The following is a 15,353-nucleotide window of genomic DNA, read 5'->3' as shown; positions in this document are numbered from 1 at the left end:
GTACCTGCCGTGCTGAAGCTTCAGCCGCCCATATCTGGCCCCGAGGAGCACGCGCAGCGCGGGTTCGCCACCGTGTACTACGCTTACTTCGACCTCGTCTGGCGGATCCTTCGCCGCCTCGGGGTCCCTTATGACCAGCTCGAGGACGCCGCCCAGGACGTCTTCCTCGTCCTGCACCGCCGCCTCCCGGGCCTCGACCCGCAGATCTCGCTGCGCAGCTGGCTGTTCGGCACCGCGCGGCGGGTCGCCAGCGACTTCCGCCGCGGCCTCCGGCGCCACGAGCGCCGGATCCAGGCATTCGCCGTCGTCCACACCCATCAACCGCGCGAGCGCGTCGCCGAACGCGCCGAGGCCGCCGACTTCGTGCAACGCTTCCTCGACAGCCTCGACAACGACAAGCGCATGGTCTTCATCCTCGCCGACCTCGAGGGCTTCACGGCGCCGGAGATCTCCCAGGCCCTCGATGTCAAATTGAACACCGTTTATTCGCGTCTGCGGGCCGCTCGGGCCGAGTTCGAGCGGGCCATCGCCGAGACCGAACGAGCGGATGGGAGGCAAGCAGCATGGAACCGCTGAGTTCGGAGGCGCGGGCGCGCCTGGCCGCATTTCGCAGCGCCGAGTCGCCCGACCGCGCGATCGCCGACCGAGTCCTCGCCGCGCTCGAGCAGCGCGTCGAGGAGGGCGGCGGCGACGACCTCGACGACGAAGCGCCCTCTCGCTCGCGCCTCGCCCCGCGGGTGCTCGCCGGCTTCGCCTTGGCGGCCGGCGTCCTGCTGGCCCTGACCTGGGCCGTCATGAAGGGCGGCGAGGCGCCGCAGACCCACGTCGCCGCTCCGTATCAGGCCCACGAGGGCGACGCGACCCGGACCGCCGAGTCCGTCCAGCGCCCCGATCCGGCCCGCGCCTCCACGCCCGATCCGGCGCCCGAGGTCGCACCCGAGGCGCAGCCCACCGACAAGCCTGGCCCTGCGGACACCTCCAAGGCGCGCCGCCCTGCGCGTGAGGACACCGTCGCCGCCGAGGTCGACCTGCTGCGGCGGGCCAAGCTGGCCGCGCCCGCCGAGCGCCTGCAGCTGATCGAGGAGCACGCCCGGCGCTTCCCGGGCGGCATTTTGGCCGCCGAGCGCAGCCTGCTCGAGATCGAGGCCCGCTGCGCCCTCGGCCAGCGCGACGCCGCCCGCGAGCTGGTCGCCAGCTTCCCCCAGCGTTTTCCGGGCTCGCCTCTGGTCGACCGGGCGGCCACGCTCTGTAATGGATCGGCCGCGCAGCCTGACCCCCGCGGCGGGTGAGACGACCCGTGCCCACTTCTCGAACGCACCGCAGCCCGATCGCCTCCGCGGCGAGGGCGTGCCTCGCCGTGGTTCTCACCTGTCCTTTCGTACATCTCGGCTGCATCCTCGATCCTAGCCCTCTGGGCGAGCTCCCCGGCGACACCGACGGCGCCGACACCATCAGCGTCGACACCCTCGTCGTCACCTCGCAGCACGTCGACGACACCACCCTCGACCCGCTGCCGACCACCACCGCCGGGCCGGACACCACCGGCGACCCGCCTGACGGCACCACCGGCGAGCCCGTCACCACCGGCGAAGATCCGCCGCCGGAGACCGGTTGCATCGACGGCGGCGCCTGCGAGCAGCTCGACGTCCTGTTCGTCATCGACAACTCCGGCACCATGGGCGAGGAGCAGAGCCAGCTCGCCGACAGCTTCCCTGCCTTCGTCAAGCTGCTGCGCGGCCTCAGCGACGCCAACGGTCAGCTCGTCGGCGCCGACGTGCACATCATGGTCACCACCACCGACGTGCCGCACCCGCTGTGCACGCCGTTCGAGAAGCCCGACTACGACGCCGCCGACGGCCAGCCGATCGACACCCCGTGCACCGACCGCCTGGCGCGATTTACCGGCCTCGGCGCCGATCCGCCCGTGATGTCCGAGATCTGCACCTCGCGCTGCGCCGAGGCTGCTCCCTCCGTCCCCACCGATCCGTTCATTCGTTTCAGCCCCACCAGCCACAACGTCATCGACCCTGACGGCATGGGCGACCCCGCGGCCGACGCCCTCGCCTGCATCGGCCCGCAGGGCATCGACGGCTGCGGCATGGAGTCGCCGCTCGAGGCCATGCGGCGCGCGCTCGACCTCGAAGCGCGGTGGAACATCGGCGAGCGGCCCTTCTTGCGCCCTGGCGCCCCGCTCGCGGTCGTCATCGTCACCGACGAGACCGACTGCTCCACCCTCAACTTCGCCTACTTCGACCCCAAGCTGCACGACGACCCCGAGTTCAGCAAGTACTGGCCGTCGCACCCGAGCAGCGGCCAGCGGACCGAGCCCACCAGCGCCGTGTGCTGGAACGCCGGCATGACCTGCGCCGACGACGACGACGACGGCGAGTACGAGTGGTGCATGTCCGAGGACAAGCACGTCCTCCAGCCCGTCTCCCGCTACACCGAGGCCCTCGCCGACCTGCGCCAGCACCACGGCAAGGACGTCGTCATGCTCGTCCTCGGCGGCGTCCCCCAGGTCACCGAGCATAACCACGCCCCTCCGTTCGAGCCCCTCGCCGGCGGCGTCGACGCCCTCGTCTACCGCGACTGGCAGCCCGACGACATCTTGCCCGGCGACACCGACACCCCGGCCGACAAACAATTCGAGTTCGGCATCGGCCCCGGCTGCGTCGGCCCTGCCGGCCAGGCCGTCCCGCCCGGGCGGATCCAGGAAGTCTGCCAGGCCCTCGACATCCCCGACGACCCCGACACCGCCGTCAACGAACGCGCCATGCGCTGCTGCATCGAGTCCGTCTGCGACAGCGACTACACCGCCGCCCTCGGCTGCCTCGCCGGCATGCTACAGCCGACCCTCCACGCCATGCCCTGAAGGACATGCCCTAAAGGCCATGTCCTATACAACATGGCCCGGCCGACATTCTCCAAGGGACATGTCCTGGTCGCCAGGCTCACCGCCTCCGCGCACATCCCTCCGCGCGCGAGCGAGCGCGCTGGAGGCATGGCCTCCCCCGCCGACCGGGGCGTCGTGTGGCGCGGCGATGGATCGGCGACATGCGGCCGCTCGTTGCACCATTGCCGGGCCGGACGGCCGCGCTTCATCGTCCGAAACTCGACGAGGCGCGCCCGCAGCGGGGCACAGCCTCGTAAACGTGTTGCTCACCGTTCATCGACGCGCGCAGCTTCGCCCGTGATTACGCGGAGGCCCGACGGGGGCGCACAGGCAGCAAGTCCCGGCACGCTCGACACCTCGCGCCCGCGGACTCGCCTCATGCAGACGCGCAGGCGGGACAGGGACAGGCAAAGGCGGCCACGCTGCCAGCGATCGCCAGCACTCGCCGCGCGGAGATGCCACGCCGTCAATGACGCGAGAAAGCGTCTGTTCGGCGGCCAGCCCTGGCCGCCGAACAGGCGCCCCGGCTCTGCTCCCGACGACAGCCCCCAGCGAAGCCGACGACGGCGAGGCGGCCTCTCACGGCTGCAGCCGTGCCAGGGGTCCGGGGAAGGGCCGGCCGCGAATTAGAGGCAGGATGGGTGCGAGGAACGAGCGCGCATCCGGCCGGTTAACTCGCGGCCGGCCCTTCCCCGGACCCCCCGCGAGGCGCAGTCGGCAATCGCGAACCGCCACTCTCGAACCTCCGCCCCAGCGGTTCACGAACCGCCCTCGAACCTCCGCCCCAGCAATTCACGGATCCGCCACTCTCGAACCGCCGCCGTCACCCCGGGTCACAAACCCCGTCGCACATATTCGCCACCACTCCCTCGAGCAAGAACGCCCCGAGGATCCCCTGCACCGCCGGATCGTCGACTGCCGCCCCGTGCGCTCCATTGTCTCCGTCGGCCGGCAGGTTCTCGACCGGAGGCAGCGGCCCTTTCTTCGTATCGACCTGCAGCAGCGCCGACCCCGTGAACTCCGGCGGAGCATCCTCCACTCCCCACACCGGATAGATCGAAGGCCCTGCCATCCGCATCCCGTACGAGCGGGCCATCGCTTCCGACGCGACGTTTGCCACCTGCGCGTCGCCGATCGACTCGATGAGCAGCAGCGCGTCGCCTGCCTCCTCGATCACCGAGCGGTACGTCACCGGGTCTGCCACGTCGAACACCGCCTGGTACAGCGCGAACAGGAACTCGCGGTTCTGCGTGCTCGGCTGCGTCGCAGCCCACACCGAGTTCACCTGCTCGAACGCCGTCGAGCGCCACACCATCAGCGAGTAGTTCGACGCGCCGACCACCAGCACCCCGCGGCGCAGGTTCGGCGCCATCGCCGTCACCGTCGCCCCCATGATCCCGCCCTGCGATCCGCCGACGTAGTACACCGTCGACGGGTCGATCAACCCTTGCAGCGCAGGCTCCTGCGCCAGCTCGCCCTGGGCCAGATATGCCAGCGTCGTGAAGTTCACCGTCGACTGCACCAGTCGTTCGCCCAGCGTGCGGCCGCCGACGAAGTTGCCGCCGAGCATCCCGATCACCGCTGCGATGTCGGCCTCCGACATCCCCCAGAAGTCCGTCCCCGCCATGATGAGCGACCCGTTCTTCTTCGCCACCGACTCCGCCTCCGACCCCGAGCCGAGCAGCCCGTGCCCGTACACCGCCACCGGCGCCGGCGTCTTCGCCTCGTAGATCGCCTGCGGCACCGCGATCCAGAAGTTCGCGGTCGCCGTGTTCGAGCAGTCCGGCAGCCCCTCCGGATCGCGGGCGAACACCGTGCCGGGCCCGCTGTCGCCTTCCAGGCAGCTCGGCACCGTGAACGTCCCGCGCACCACCAGCGGCACCTCCGTGCCCGGGAACTCGCTCACCTCCGCGACCGTGTAGCCGAGGTCGCCCGCCTCCGCCTTCGCCACCACCTGCGGCATGATCGCCGTGAAGTCGCGCTGCAGGTCTGCCTGCGTGTTCGTCGTGAAGTCCCACGCCAGCTGCAGCGACCCGCGATCGATCCCTGCGGCGACCAGCGCCGCGAAGATCTCGTCGTAGCGCGCGCTCGGCCTCGAGCTGCGGCACATCGGTCGTCAGTTCATCGCGCAGCGCGCGGAACAGCGGCGACGTCGGGATCTCCTCGCCGTTTTTATCTCGCAGCCCACGAACGGCGACCACGTAGCGCTCGCCCGCACGCGGCTGTCGCATCGGCCGCACGAAGATCGTCTGGGGCTCGCCTGCCACGGCCGTCGCATCGACCTCCGCGAAGTACGGCCAGCGTTCCCCCGAGCCGACCTCGAGCAGCACGATCGGCGCCTCCTCGGCCAGCGAACTTCCGATGTCGCCGAGCGACGGCAGCGACGATCCGTCGACGGGCTGCGCCGACGCGAACCGGAGCTGCGCGTTCGGGGTGAACCCTGGCTTCCCATTGAGGAACTCGTCTGCGGGGAACTCGGCCTGCTGCGTGTTCTTCGGCAGCAGCGCCGCCGGCAGCGCCACTGCCAGGCCCGTCGGGCTGTCGCCCGTCGGCGTCGTGTAGAAGTTCGACGGCCACGGGTACACGCACTGGCCGCGGCCTGCCGGGTCGCCGAGCGGGTGGCAGCCGGCCTCGATGTCTGCGCGACCGACCGCCTCGCAGCTGCCCCCGACGCACGCTTCGTCCGTCGCGCAGCCCTCGGGGCAATCGTCCTGCGCGGCGGTAGATCCGGAGCTGCCCGATGACGAGGTCGTTGGGACAGGTTCCATCGGACCTGTCGTCGGGGACATCTCGGAGCTCGCCCCCGTGGTCGAGGCGCCGTCGGTCGCGCTGCTCGCGGCCGGATCCTGGCAAGCGACGAGGCCGACGGTGACGAGGGAAACGAGGCTCGATCTGCGCACGATCGACCGAGTACCCGAGCGCGGGCCTGACCGGCAACACCTTCTCGCCGGCCGACGGGCCTACGAGCCGGCGAGCGGCCGCGACCACACGCGGACGATCCGGTCGTCGGTCGTGCGCTGATACAGGGCCAGCTCGGCGATCGTGGATTCGCCGGGGACGGTGAGCGAGAACAGCGCGCTGATGTCCGCGTCGGTGAGCGGCCCCGCCATGCGGATCGTGCAGTGGGGGAAGAACGGGAACTGGCTCTCCTCGAACGCGATCCCCGAGTGTTTGAGCGCCTCGTGGAGGGCCATGAACGGCATCGGGTCCGACATGCTGAGGCAGAAGATGTCGGTGTCCGGGAAGCGGACCATCCCGCCGAGGCTCGCGCGGATCGGCGCCCACTCCTGCGCGATGGCTTCGAGCTTGGGTTCGACGCGGTCCCAGTGGAGCTGCGGCAGCATCGCGCCCACGCCGCTCGAGCCCGTGATCGTGATCTCGGGCGGGAAGTCTTTGAGGCGCTGACAGTAGCGGCGACGCAGCGCCATCACTTCCGACGCCTGCGGCTCGGGCAGGTCGAGGCAGATGTACGTCGGCGGGACGAGGTTCATCGCTCCACGATCGGTAATACAACGCTTTCGTGGGCGCGTCACGGCCCGACCTCGGCGCGTGGGGTCTTCTGCGGACAGGGAACCTCAGTAGACAGCCCCCCTCACGATGCGCGCCGTGGACGCAGATCTTGACCCTCCCTTATGGTGGATCCCCCAGCAAGGAGCCGCCCATGCCCAGGCAGCCTCGTTTCGCCCGCGCACCATCCAGGCCGCAAGGTCCGGGAGAGCTCGCGGTCCTTCTCACTCTCACGGCGAGCCTCGCCGGCGGTTGCTACCACGGCGCCGGCCAGGACCAGAGCGCCAGCAACCCCACCCTGACCGGCGGCGAGGATCCCACCGAGACCGGCGGGCCGAACTCCGCCGGCACCGACGGCGATCCGACCGAAGGCACCGACCCGACTGACGGCGGTGGGGAAGAGTTCGCTCCGGCCCCCGCGCGGCTGCGCCTCCTTCTCGCGCGTCAGTACCGGAGCTCCGTCGCCTACTTGCTCGGCGACGCCGCGGCCGCCGAGGTCGAGACCCCGCCGGACAGCGCGCTCAACGGCTTCGAGTCGATCGGCGCCGCCCAGCTCGCGCTGGGCGATCAGGCCGTCGACACCTACGAGAAGTCTGCGCGCAAGGTCGCGGCCGCCGCCGACGACGCCATCCTCGCCAGCTACCACACCTGCGTGCCGACCGGCGCCGACGACGAGGCCTGTCACAAGGAGTTCGTCGCCAACTTCGGCCGCGTCGCCTGGCGCCGCAGCCTCACCCAGGCCGAGATCGATCGCTACGGCGCGGTCGGCCGCGACGCCGCGCTGGCGTTCGGCAGCTGGGAGTCGGGCCGCGAATACGCCGTCGCCGGCCTGCTGCAGTCGCCCTACTTCCTCTACCAGGTCGAGGTCGGCGAGCCCGATCCCGACGATCCGGCGCAGCGGGTGCTGACCGGCGTCGAGCTCGCCACGCGCCTCAGCTTCTTCTTGCTCGACACCACCCCGACGCGCGAGCTCATCGACCTCGGCGAGGGCGACGGCCTCGCCACCGCCGACGCCGTCCGGGATGTCGCTTGGACCATGCTCGAAACGCCAGCCGCGCGCGGCGCTCTCGGCGGCTTCTTCGCCGAGGTCCTGCGCCTGCGCACCCTCGAGGCGCTGCCCAAGGATCCCGCCACCTTCCCCGCCTGGTCGCCCGCCCTCGGGACCGCCATGCGCGAGGAGGCGCTCAAGCTCATCGACGACATCGCCTTCACGCGCGAGGCCGACTTCCGCGACTTCCTCGACGCCCCCTACACCTTCGCCAACGGCCCGCTCGCCGCGCTCTACGGCCTCATCCCCGACCCTGCGGTGCTCGGCGACACCTGGCAGCAGTTCGACCTCCCGGTCGACAGCAAGCGCGGCGGCCTGCTCGGTCAGGGCGGCTTCCTCGCCGCCTACGCGCACATCAGCAGCACCTCGCCGACTTTGCGCGGCAAGTTCGTGCGCGAGGTCTTGATGTGTCAGGGCATCCCGGCGCCGCCGCCCGACGTCGTCACCGAGCTGCCGGTCGGCGAGGACTACCCGACCATGCGCGACCGCCTGGCCGAGCACCAGACCAACCCCTCGTGCTCGGGCTGCCACAAGCTCATGGACGACATCGGCTTAGGCCTCGAGAACTTCGACGGCATCGGCGTGTTCCGCCTCGTCGAGAACGGCGTCACCCTCGACACCGTCAGCAACCTCGACGGCCTCGGCGAGTTCGACGGCGCCCGCGAGCTCGGCAGCCTCCTGCGCCAGAGCCCCGCGGTCACGCGCTGCCTCGTGCGCAACCTGTTCCGCCACGCCACCGGCCACCTCGAGGTGCCCGGCGAGGCCGGGGCGCTGAAGGACCTCGACCAGGCGTTCGAGGACAACGAGTACCGCATGAAGGAGCTCCTCGCCGAGCTCGTCGCCAGCCCCGCCTTCCTGCGCGTGGGCACCCCGGAGTGAAAGGAGCACGAGTCATGAAGCGCCATCAACTCAGCCGTCGCACCCTGCTCCGCGGCGTCGCCGGGGGCACCTCCGTCGCGCTCGCGCTCCCGCTGCTCGAGGCCATGCTCAACTCGAACGGCACCGCCCACGCCGACGGCACCAACCTGCCGCGGCGCATGATCACCTGGCACTTCGGCAACGGCGTCGCCCTCGTCGACCCCGCCGACGTCGGCAAGGGCAACCGCTGGGCCCCCGCCGAGACCGGGCCGAACTACCCGCTGACCCGCAGCTGGCCGCGCTCGAGGGCGTGCGCGACTACTGCAACCTCCTCACCGGCTTCGACATCAAGGCCTCGTCGAAGCACCGCCGCGGCCACCACGACGGCTGCGCCGGCTTCTTCTCCGGCTTCCCTTTCATCGAGCTGCCGCACGCCGAGAACAGCTACTCGTCGAAGTTCGGCGGCCCCTCGATCGACCAGGTCGCCGCCGCCGCCGTCGGCGCTCAGACCTTCCTGCCGTCGCTGCAGCTCGCGGTGTCGAAGCGGGTCATCACCGGCGAGGGGCCGACCCTGCAGTACCTCTCGCACAAGGGCCCCGACCAGCCGCTGCCGCCCTTCTTCAACCCGCAGGAGGCCTTCGCCGCCCTGTTCGAGAGCTTCGTCCCGCCCGACGACCCGACCAAGGGCCCGCGCGTCGACATCCTCGACGCCGTGCGCGAGGACGTGAAGGCGCTCAAGCTGCGGGTCGGCAGCGCCGACAAGATCCGCCTCGACGCCCACCTCGCCAGCGTCGAGCAGATCAAGAAGCAGATCGAGACCCTGCCGCCGGCCTGCACCCTGCCGGGCATGCCGATCGAAACCAACATGGACATCGACGGCGCCGAGCCGATCGAGCTCGTCAACGCGGCCATGGTCGACATCATCATCGAGGCGTTCCGCTGCGACCTCACCCGGATCGTCAGCATCCAGTTCTCGGGCTCGGTCGGCTACCACATCTTCAAGAGCCTCGGCCACGCCAAGGGTCACCACGACATGACCCACGACACCGCCGACAACGAGGCGGTCGACCAGTGCACGATCAAGACCGTCGAGTGCTTCGCGGTCCTGCTCAACCGCCTCAAGGAGACGGTCGAGGGCGACGGCAACCTGCTCGACAACTCGGTCGTGATCCTCGGCAGCGACGCCGCCTCGGGCTACACCCACAGCGTGTTCGACCAGCCCTGCATCGTCGCCGGCCGCGGCGGCGGCACCCTGCGCTACCCCGCCGAGCACTACCACTCGCCGTCGAGCGAGAACACCTCCGACATCCTGCTCGCCTGCCTGCAGTCGGTCGTGCCGGAGGCCACCGAGGTCGGCGCCACCAACGCCGACGGCGACGGCTACTCCAACACCCCGTGCGCCGCCCTCCTGGCCTGAGAGACATCTAAAAAACCTGTCCGCAAGGACAGCTCGAGCGGCGAGGTCGGTGCACCCGGCCTCGCCGCAGTCGCGACCGGGCAACCGCTCTCGCCACCACCGCCCCGATGCCACTCCACCGATGCTCGAGTCCGCCGCCCCGACCTCGCCGCGGTCGCTACCGGGCAACCGCTCTCGCTACCGCCGCCGCGACGCCACTCCACCGATGCTCGAGACCGCCGCCGCGACGGCACTCCACCGATGCTCGCTACCGCCGCGACGCCACCTGTCCCCCAGGACAGCCTCCGATCGACCGCCGCGCGTCGCCGGGCGCTCCTGACCTGCCCTCAAGGACAGCCGCCGGCTCCCCTTTGCGAGCGCGCCCCCCTCTCCGCACCACCCTGACTGGCAGGACAGTTGGCCGGCCGACCCGCCGGGACCGGGCGGGGGTGATCTACGGCCGCCGGCCCCCCAGGCCCCCGGATGCCCCCGGACCAAGGGGATTTCTCGCCGCCTGGCGCCGTTTGCGCAACCGTAAACGACGCCAAACCGCCGCGGAGGTGGCCCTGCGGCCGCTTTCGCGGAACGCGTGCAACCCGCGACGCGCTCGCCCCCGCGGAACGGCAGGGCCGCTTTCTCGCCGACACCCCACCGATCGGACCCCGGCTCCATGTAGTGTGGTCCTCGCTCGCTGATCGCGGCCCGGAGGCACACCGAGATGAACCTGAAAGACGTGAATTCGACCCTCACCGAGATCGAAGACGGCCTGATGGGCGGCCTCGCCACCATCGACGTCTTCAGCAAGACGTCCGGTATGTCGGTCGCCGGCATCCGCAGCTCGCCCAAGGCGTGCGCCCTCTTCAACATCCTCTGTGAACGAATCACCGAGGCGCTCAAGAAGTCCCAGCTGCCGGTGCCCGACTTCGTCTATCAGACGCTCCTGCGCCTCGGCGAGGAGGGCAACGTCATGATCATCGTCGTCGACCTGACCGACAAGTACCGCATGGGCATGGCCGTCGACTGCATCAAGGCGCCGCTCGGCATCCTCGTCAGCGTCGTCCTCCCGGACACCATCCCGCGGCTCCGCAACTCGCTGCGCTGAACCGCGCCCGAGCCCCGTCCGCCCGGCGTCCCGCGACTCCGGGCGGCTTCGTCGCGACCGCGCTCCGGCGTTGCGTTTCGAGTAGCGCCGGTTCACCTGTCCGAAGAGACAGCCCCGCCCTGCAGCGCCGAGCGCCTGTCCCAAGCGACAGCTGGCGCCGCGCCCCGCCCGTCCGAAGCAGCCACTCCGCGACCGAAGCGCGCCTGTCCAAAACCCGCGCCTCACGGCCGCGAGCACCTGTCCCAAGCGACAGCCACTCCGCGACCGAAGCGCGCGCCTGTCCGAAACGCCCGCTCTTCACGGCCGCGAGCACCTGTCCGAAGCGACAGTCACTCCGCGACCGAAGCGCGCGCCTGTCCGAAACGCCCGCGCCTCACGGCCGCGAGCACCTGCCTCTTCGGACATCCTCGATCATCTGTCCGAAGAGACATCCGCCTCGCAACCCCAACGCTCCGCCTCGCTCGCGCTCGCCGGCGCCTGCTCGCTGCGCTCCTCTCACGCCCCGAGCCGCCGTCCTCGGCTCACCACCTGCGCCAGCATCTTCTGCGACACCTCCGGAATGGCGCGTTCGAGCTCCGAGTAGCGCAGCACCTTGCCGCCGAACAGGTTGAACAAGATCCGCAGCTTCCAGCGCCCCTCGAGCAGCGCCAGCGCCTCGCCCACCGCCTCGGCCACCGCCTCCGGCGTCAGCGGCTCGGACTTACCTGCGGGTGAGTGGCTGACTTTTTCGTGCGTACTTGTCACTCCACCAGACTCGTCCCATCTTCGCGGTCCGAGCAATCGGCGGCGGCGAACCACGCGCCGCGCGTGCGCTCGCCCGGAGATGACCCATGAGCCAGGCAACGCCCCTCTTCTACGACCCCCGCGAATTCACCGGCAAGCGCGTCCTCGTCACCGGCGGCACGCAGGGCATGGGCGCCGCGATGGTGCGTCGGCTCGCCGCCGGCGGCGCGTCGGTCGCCACCACCGCGCGCTCCGCCTTGCCCGAAGGACAGGAGCCGGCCCTGTTCGTGCGGGCCGACATCTCCACCCGCGAGGGCGTCGAGCGGGTCGTCCGCGCCGTGACCGACGCCTTCGGCGGCCTCGACATCCTCGTCGACAACGCCGGTGGTTCGACCGCTCCCGGCGGCGGCGCCCTCGCCCTCGACGACGACCAGTGGCGCCACGAGCTCGACCTCAACCTGCTCGCCGCCGTCCGCTTCGACCGCGCCTTCCTGCCCGGCATGGTCGCCCAGCGCTACGGCGTCATCCTCCACGTCTCGTCGATCCAGCGGCGCATGCCGCTCTACGAGTCCACCCTCGCCTACGCCGCGGCCAAGGCCGCCCTCAGCACCTACAGCAAGGGCCTCGCCAAGGAGTTCGGCCCCCAGGGCGTGCGCGTCAACAGCATCGCCCCCGGCTACGTCGAGACCGCCGCCGCCCACGCCCTCGTCGTCCGCCTGGCCGCCGAGGCCGGCACCGACGAGGCCACCGCGCGCAACGGCCTCATGACCTCGCTCGGCGGCATCCCGATCGGCCGCCCCGGCCGGCCGGAGGAGGTCGCCGAGCTCGTCGCCTTCCTCGTCTCCGACCGCGCCGCCTCGATCCACGGCAGCGAGACCACCATCGACGGCGGCACCGTCCCGGTCGTGTGACGAGAGGTCTTTTCGGACATGTCCCTGACGACATGCCCGAAAAGACACATCACCGCACCACGAGCATCCGGATCTCCGACATGTCCTCGATGGCGAAGCGGAGCCCCTCGCGACCGAGACCGGAGTCCTTGACCCCCCCGTAGGGCATCGGGTCGGCGCGGAACGACGGCACGTCGTTGATGATCACCCCGCCGACCTCGAGCGAGTCCCACGCCTGGTGCATGCGGTCGATGTCGCGGGTGAACACGCCCGCCTGCAGGCCGAACTTGCTGTCGTTGACCTGCCACAGCGCCTCGTCGAAGCTGGCGAACTCCGACAGCAGCGCCACCGGCCCGAACGCCTCCTCGGCGGCGATCGGCTGGTCGCGCGGCACGTTCTCGAGCAGCGTCGGCGCCACCATCACCCCGTCGCGCTGGCCGCCGCACAACAGGCGCGCGCCGGCCTTGACCGCGCCGTCGATCCACGCGGCGATCCGGCTCGCCTCCTTCTCGGAGATGATCGGCCCGATGAACGTGTCCTCGTCGCGCGGGTCGCCGACGCGCAGCTCGCGGACGGCCGCGACCAGGCGCTCGCGCAGCTCGGCGTAGATCGACGTGTGGGCGATGATCCGCTGCACGCTGATGCAGCTCTGGCCCGACTGGTAGAACGCCCCGGTGACGAGCCGCGGCACCACCTTCTCGAGGTCGGCGGTCTCGTCGACCACGCAGGCCGCGTTGCCGCCGAGCTCGAGCACCACCTTCTTCTTGCCGGCGCGGGCCTTCATCGCCCAGCCGACCGCCGGCGAGCCGGTGAAGCTGAGCAGCTTGAGGCGGTCGTCGCTGGCCAGCGCGTCGGCGCCGGCGCGCGGGCACGGCACGATCGACCATGACCCTTCGGGCAGGTCCGCCTCGGCCAGCACCTCGCCGATCAGCAGCGCCGAGATCGGCGTCGCGCTGGCGGGCTTGAGCACGAACGGGCAGCCCGCGGCGATCGCCGGCGCGATCTTGTGCGCCGCCAGGTTGAGCGGGAAGTTGAACGGCGAGATCAGCGAGCACGCGCCGATCGGCACCCGCTTCCACTGGCCGCGGTAGCCTCGCAGGCGCGGGCTGCTCGCCATCGCCAGCACCTCGCCGGCCGGTCGCGTCACCTCGGCCGCCGCGGCCTTGAACGTCTCGATCAGGCGGCCCACCTCGCCGCGGGCGTCGCGGATCGGCTTGCCCGCCTCGATGCACAGCACCATCGCCAGCTCGGCCGCGCGCGCCTCGAATTGGCGCGCGCAGTGCTCGAGCGCGGCCTGGCGGGCGTAGGGCGGCAGCGCGGCCATCGCCCGCGTCGTCCCGGCGGCGGCGGCGATCGCCGCGTCGAGCGTGCCCGGGTCGGCCTGGGCCACGCGGGCCGCCTCCTCGCCGGAGAACTTGTCCAGCACGGGCAGGTCGAAGTTGGCCTGCACCGCGCGGCCGCCGAGGAACAGGGGATATGTCTCGCGGAGCATGCCTCGGTTTACACCACCTCGGGACCGGCAGCGACCGCGCCCCGCAGCAGCGCCCCGCGGACGAACACCGCGCGGGCGGGCGCCGCGTCGCGCCGGAACGCCAGGGCGTCGAACAGCCCGTCGGCGGCCGCGATCTCGGGCGCGTCGATCACCGCCAGATCGGCCGAGTGACCGGGCTGCAGGCAACCGAGCTCGGCCGCCATCCCCAGCGCGCAAGCTCCGCCCCGGGTCGCCAGCCACAACAGCTCCTCGGCCGTCGCGGGCGCCCCGGCGATGAGGCTCGCGTCGTAGGCGCTCGCGACCACCTGGCGCAGCGAGAAGCTGCGGCCGGCGCCGACGTCGGTGCCGAGCCCGACGCGGATGCCCCGCCCGGTGGCCGCCCGCAGGCGCATGCAGCCGCTGCCGAGGAAGAAGTTGCTGTCGGGGCAATGTGCCACCGCCCCGCCGGCCGCCGCCAGTCGATCCCACTCGCCGTCCGACAGGTGCACGCAGTGCGCGAACACCGAGCGCGGCCCGCTGAGCCCGTGCGACTCGTACACCTCGAGGTAATCGCGGGCCGCCGGGAACGCCGTCGCGGTGTGCACCAACTCATCGGTATTTTCGGACAGGTGCGTTTGGACATGTAATCCGTGCGCCTCCGCCAGCCGCCCGGCCGCGCGCAGCAGCTCCGGCGTGCAGCGAGGGCGAACCGCGGCGTGACGCAGAACCCGAGCCGGCCGTCGTGACCGTGCCAGCGGGCGATGAGCCGCTCGCAGCCCGCGATCGCCTCGTCGGCCCCGACGAGCAGCCCCGGCGGCGCCCCGCGATCCATCAGCGTCATGCCGACCAGCGCCCGCAGCCCGCAGCGGCTCAGCTCCTGGAACAGCACGTCGGTGGCGGCCTCGTGGCTCGAGGCGTAGATCGCCGCGCACGTGGTGCCCTGGCGGATCATCGCCTCGCAGAACTCCCACGCCACCGCCGCCGCGTAGCGCACGCTGTGGAACCGCTGCTCCTCGGGGAACACGGTCCGCTCGAGCCAGCGGAGCAGCGGCCCGCTCGCGCTGCCGATCACGCGGGTCTGCGGGAAGTGGACGTGCGTGTCGACGAAGCCCGGCAAAATCACCGCCCCCGGGTACGACTGCGGCAGCGTGCAGTCCTCCGGCGCCGGCGCGATCGCGGCGATCCGTCCGTCCTCGCCGATCGTCAGCAGCCCGTCGGCGATGCGCTCGATCTTCGCCTGCCGCGGATCGGGACACAGCATGCGCCCCCGCAGCACGCGGGCGCGGGACGGGGTCTTCGCGGGGCCGTCGGTGATCGTCGACATCCGGCCGAAGGTGCCCGTTGCCGCCGCGGCGCGCAATCCGGTCCCGCGCCAAAGTGCTCGCACGAGCGCTTACGAGTCCAACGTGGACCCGCGAGCGCGACCCGTGTTCGCCCCGCCCTCGCCCGCGTGCCTCCGCGAGCG

The 15,353-nt window shown here is 71.3% G+C and carries 11 protein-coding genes and 1 pseudogene; 7 read left to right on the top strand and 5 right to left on the bottom strand.

What is annotated here, in order from left to right:
* Positions 1-9: 9 nt before the first annotated feature.
* From OV079_RS05575 to OV079_RS05565, 3 genes are read left to right on the top strand one after another with little or no spacing between them, the layout of a single operon-like run.
* Positions 10-576 (top strand): RNA polymerase sigma factor, encoded by a 567-nt coding sequence (locus OV079_RS05575; RefSeq protein WP_267766665.1) that lies wholly within the window; start codon positions 10-12, stop codon positions 574-576.
* Positions 564-1,289: a hypothetical protein gene (locus tag OV079_RS05570; protein WP_267766664.1), complete on the top strand. Its 726-nt coding sequence runs from the start codon at positions 564-566 to the stop codon at positions 1,287-1,289. The genes OV079_RS05575 and OV079_RS05570 overlap by 13 nt, the downstream gene beginning before the upstream one ends.
* A gap of 8 nt (positions 1,290-1,297) precedes the next feature.
* Positions 1,298-2,872 carry a hypothetical protein gene (locus OV079_RS05565; RefSeq protein ID WP_267766663.1) on the top strand — a complete coding sequence of 525 codons (1,575 nt, stop codon included), beginning with the start codon at positions 1,298-1,300 and terminating at the stop codon, positions 2,870-2,872.
* A gap of 844 nt (positions 2,873-3,716) precedes the next feature.
* Here OV079_RS05565 and OV079_RS05560 read toward each other — a convergent pair.
* Both OV079_RS05560 and OV079_RS05555 read right to left on the bottom strand, forming a co-directional pair.
* Entirely contained in the window at positions 3,717-5,003 is a 1,287-nt protein-coding gene (locus tag OV079_RS05560) for a hypothetical protein (protein WP_267766662.1), read from the bottom strand.
* A gap of 850 nt (positions 5,004-5,853) precedes the next feature.
* Complete coding sequence (locus OV079_RS05555) at positions 5,854-6,384, bottom strand: 2'-5' RNA ligase family protein (RefSeq protein WP_267766660.1); 531 nt, start codon at positions 6,382-6,384, stop codon at positions 5,854-5,856.
* Positions 6,385-6,554: 170 nt separating this feature from the next.
* Here OV079_RS05555 and OV079_RS05550 point away from each other — a divergent pair, with 170 nt between their 5' ends.
* The 3 genes from OV079_RS05550 to OV079_RS05540 all read left to right on the top strand — a co-directional run bounded on the left by OV079_RS05550 (position 6,555) and on the right by OV079_RS05540 (position 10,804).
* Positions 6,555-8,327: a DUF1592 domain-containing protein gene (locus OV079_RS05550; protein WP_267766659.1), complete on the top strand. Its 1,773-nt coding sequence runs from the start codon at positions 6,555-6,557 to the stop codon at positions 8,325-8,327.
* Positions 8,328-8,493: 166 nt separating this feature from the next.
* Positions 8,494-9,723, top strand: a complete 1,230-nt coding sequence (locus OV079_RS05545; protein WP_338089053.1) for a DUF1552 domain-containing protein — start codon at positions 8,494-8,496, stop codon at positions 9,721-9,723.
* Positions 9,724-10,420: 697 nt separating this feature from the next.
* Complete coding sequence (locus OV079_RS05540) at positions 10,421-10,804, top strand: hypothetical protein (RefSeq protein WP_267745708.1); 384 nt, start codon at positions 10,421-10,423, stop codon at positions 10,802-10,804.
* 495 nt (positions 10,805-11,299) lie between these two features.
* Here the strand turns inward: OV079_RS05540 and OV079_RS05535 are convergent, their stop codons facing one another.
* Positions 11,300-11,548, bottom strand: a complete 249-nt coding sequence (locus tag OV079_RS05535) for a winged helix-turn-helix transcriptional regulator (protein ID WP_267766658.1) — start codon at positions 11,546-11,548, stop codon at positions 11,300-11,302.
* A gap of 86 nt (positions 11,549-11,634) precedes the next feature.
* Between OV079_RS05535 and OV079_RS05530 the strand changes: the two genes are divergently transcribed.
* Complete coding sequence (locus OV079_RS05530; RefSeq protein ID WP_267766657.1) at positions 11,635-12,438, top strand: SDR family oxidoreductase; 804 nt, start codon at positions 11,635-11,637, stop codon at positions 12,436-12,438.
* Positions 12,439-12,487: 49 nt separating this feature from the next.
* Here OV079_RS05530 and OV079_RS05525 read toward each other — a convergent pair whose 3' ends face one another.
* Together OV079_RS05525 and guaD are read right to left on the bottom strand one after the other, a co-directional pair.
* Positions 12,488-13,909 carry an aldehyde dehydrogenase family protein gene (locus OV079_RS05525; RefSeq protein ID WP_267766656.1) on the bottom strand — a complete coding sequence of 474 codons (1,422 nt, stop codon included), beginning with the start codon at positions 13,907-13,909 and terminating at the stop codon, positions 12,488-12,490.
* A gap of 8 nt (positions 13,910-13,917) precedes the next feature.
* Positions 13,918-15,149 (bottom strand): annotated as a pseudogene (guaD, locus tag OV079_RS05520) (guanine deaminase).
* Positions 15,150-15,353: the final 204 nt, after the last annotated feature.

Source organism: Nannocystis pusilla (assembly GCF_026626665.1).
Lineage (GTDB): Bacteria > Myxococcota_A > Polyangia > Nannocystales > Nannocystaceae > Nannocystis > Nannocystis pusilla.
This window is presented reverse-complemented; position numbering and strand designations above follow the sequence as displayed.

Coding starts and splice junctions, on each gene's coding strand:
- OV079_RS05570 (WP_267766664.1), top strand. CDS start 564: ATGGAACCGCTGAGTTCGGAGGCGCGGGCGCGCCTGGCCGCATTTCGC.
- OV079_RS05560 (WP_267766662.1), bottom strand. CDS start 5,003: ATGTGCCGCAGCTCGAGGCCGAGCGCGCGCTACGACGAGATCTTCGCG.
- OV079_RS05555 (WP_267766660.1), bottom strand. CDS start 6,384: ATGAACCTCGTCCCGCCGACGTACATCTGCCTCGACCTGCCCGAGCCG.
- OV079_RS05550 (WP_267766659.1), top strand. CDS start 6,555: ATGCCCAGGCAGCCTCGTTTCGCCCGCGCACCATCCAGGCCGCAAGGT.
- OV079_RS05540 (WP_267745708.1), top strand. CDS start 10,421: ATGAACCTGAAAGACGTGAATTCGACCCTCACCGAGATCGAAGACGGC.
- OV079_RS05530 (WP_267766657.1), top strand. CDS start 11,635: ATGAGCCAGGCAACGCCCCTCTTCTACGACCCCCGCGAATTCACCGGC.
- OV079_RS05525 (WP_267766656.1), bottom strand. CDS start 13,909: ATGCTCCGCGAGACATATCCCCTGTTCCTCGGCGGCCGCGCGGTGCAG.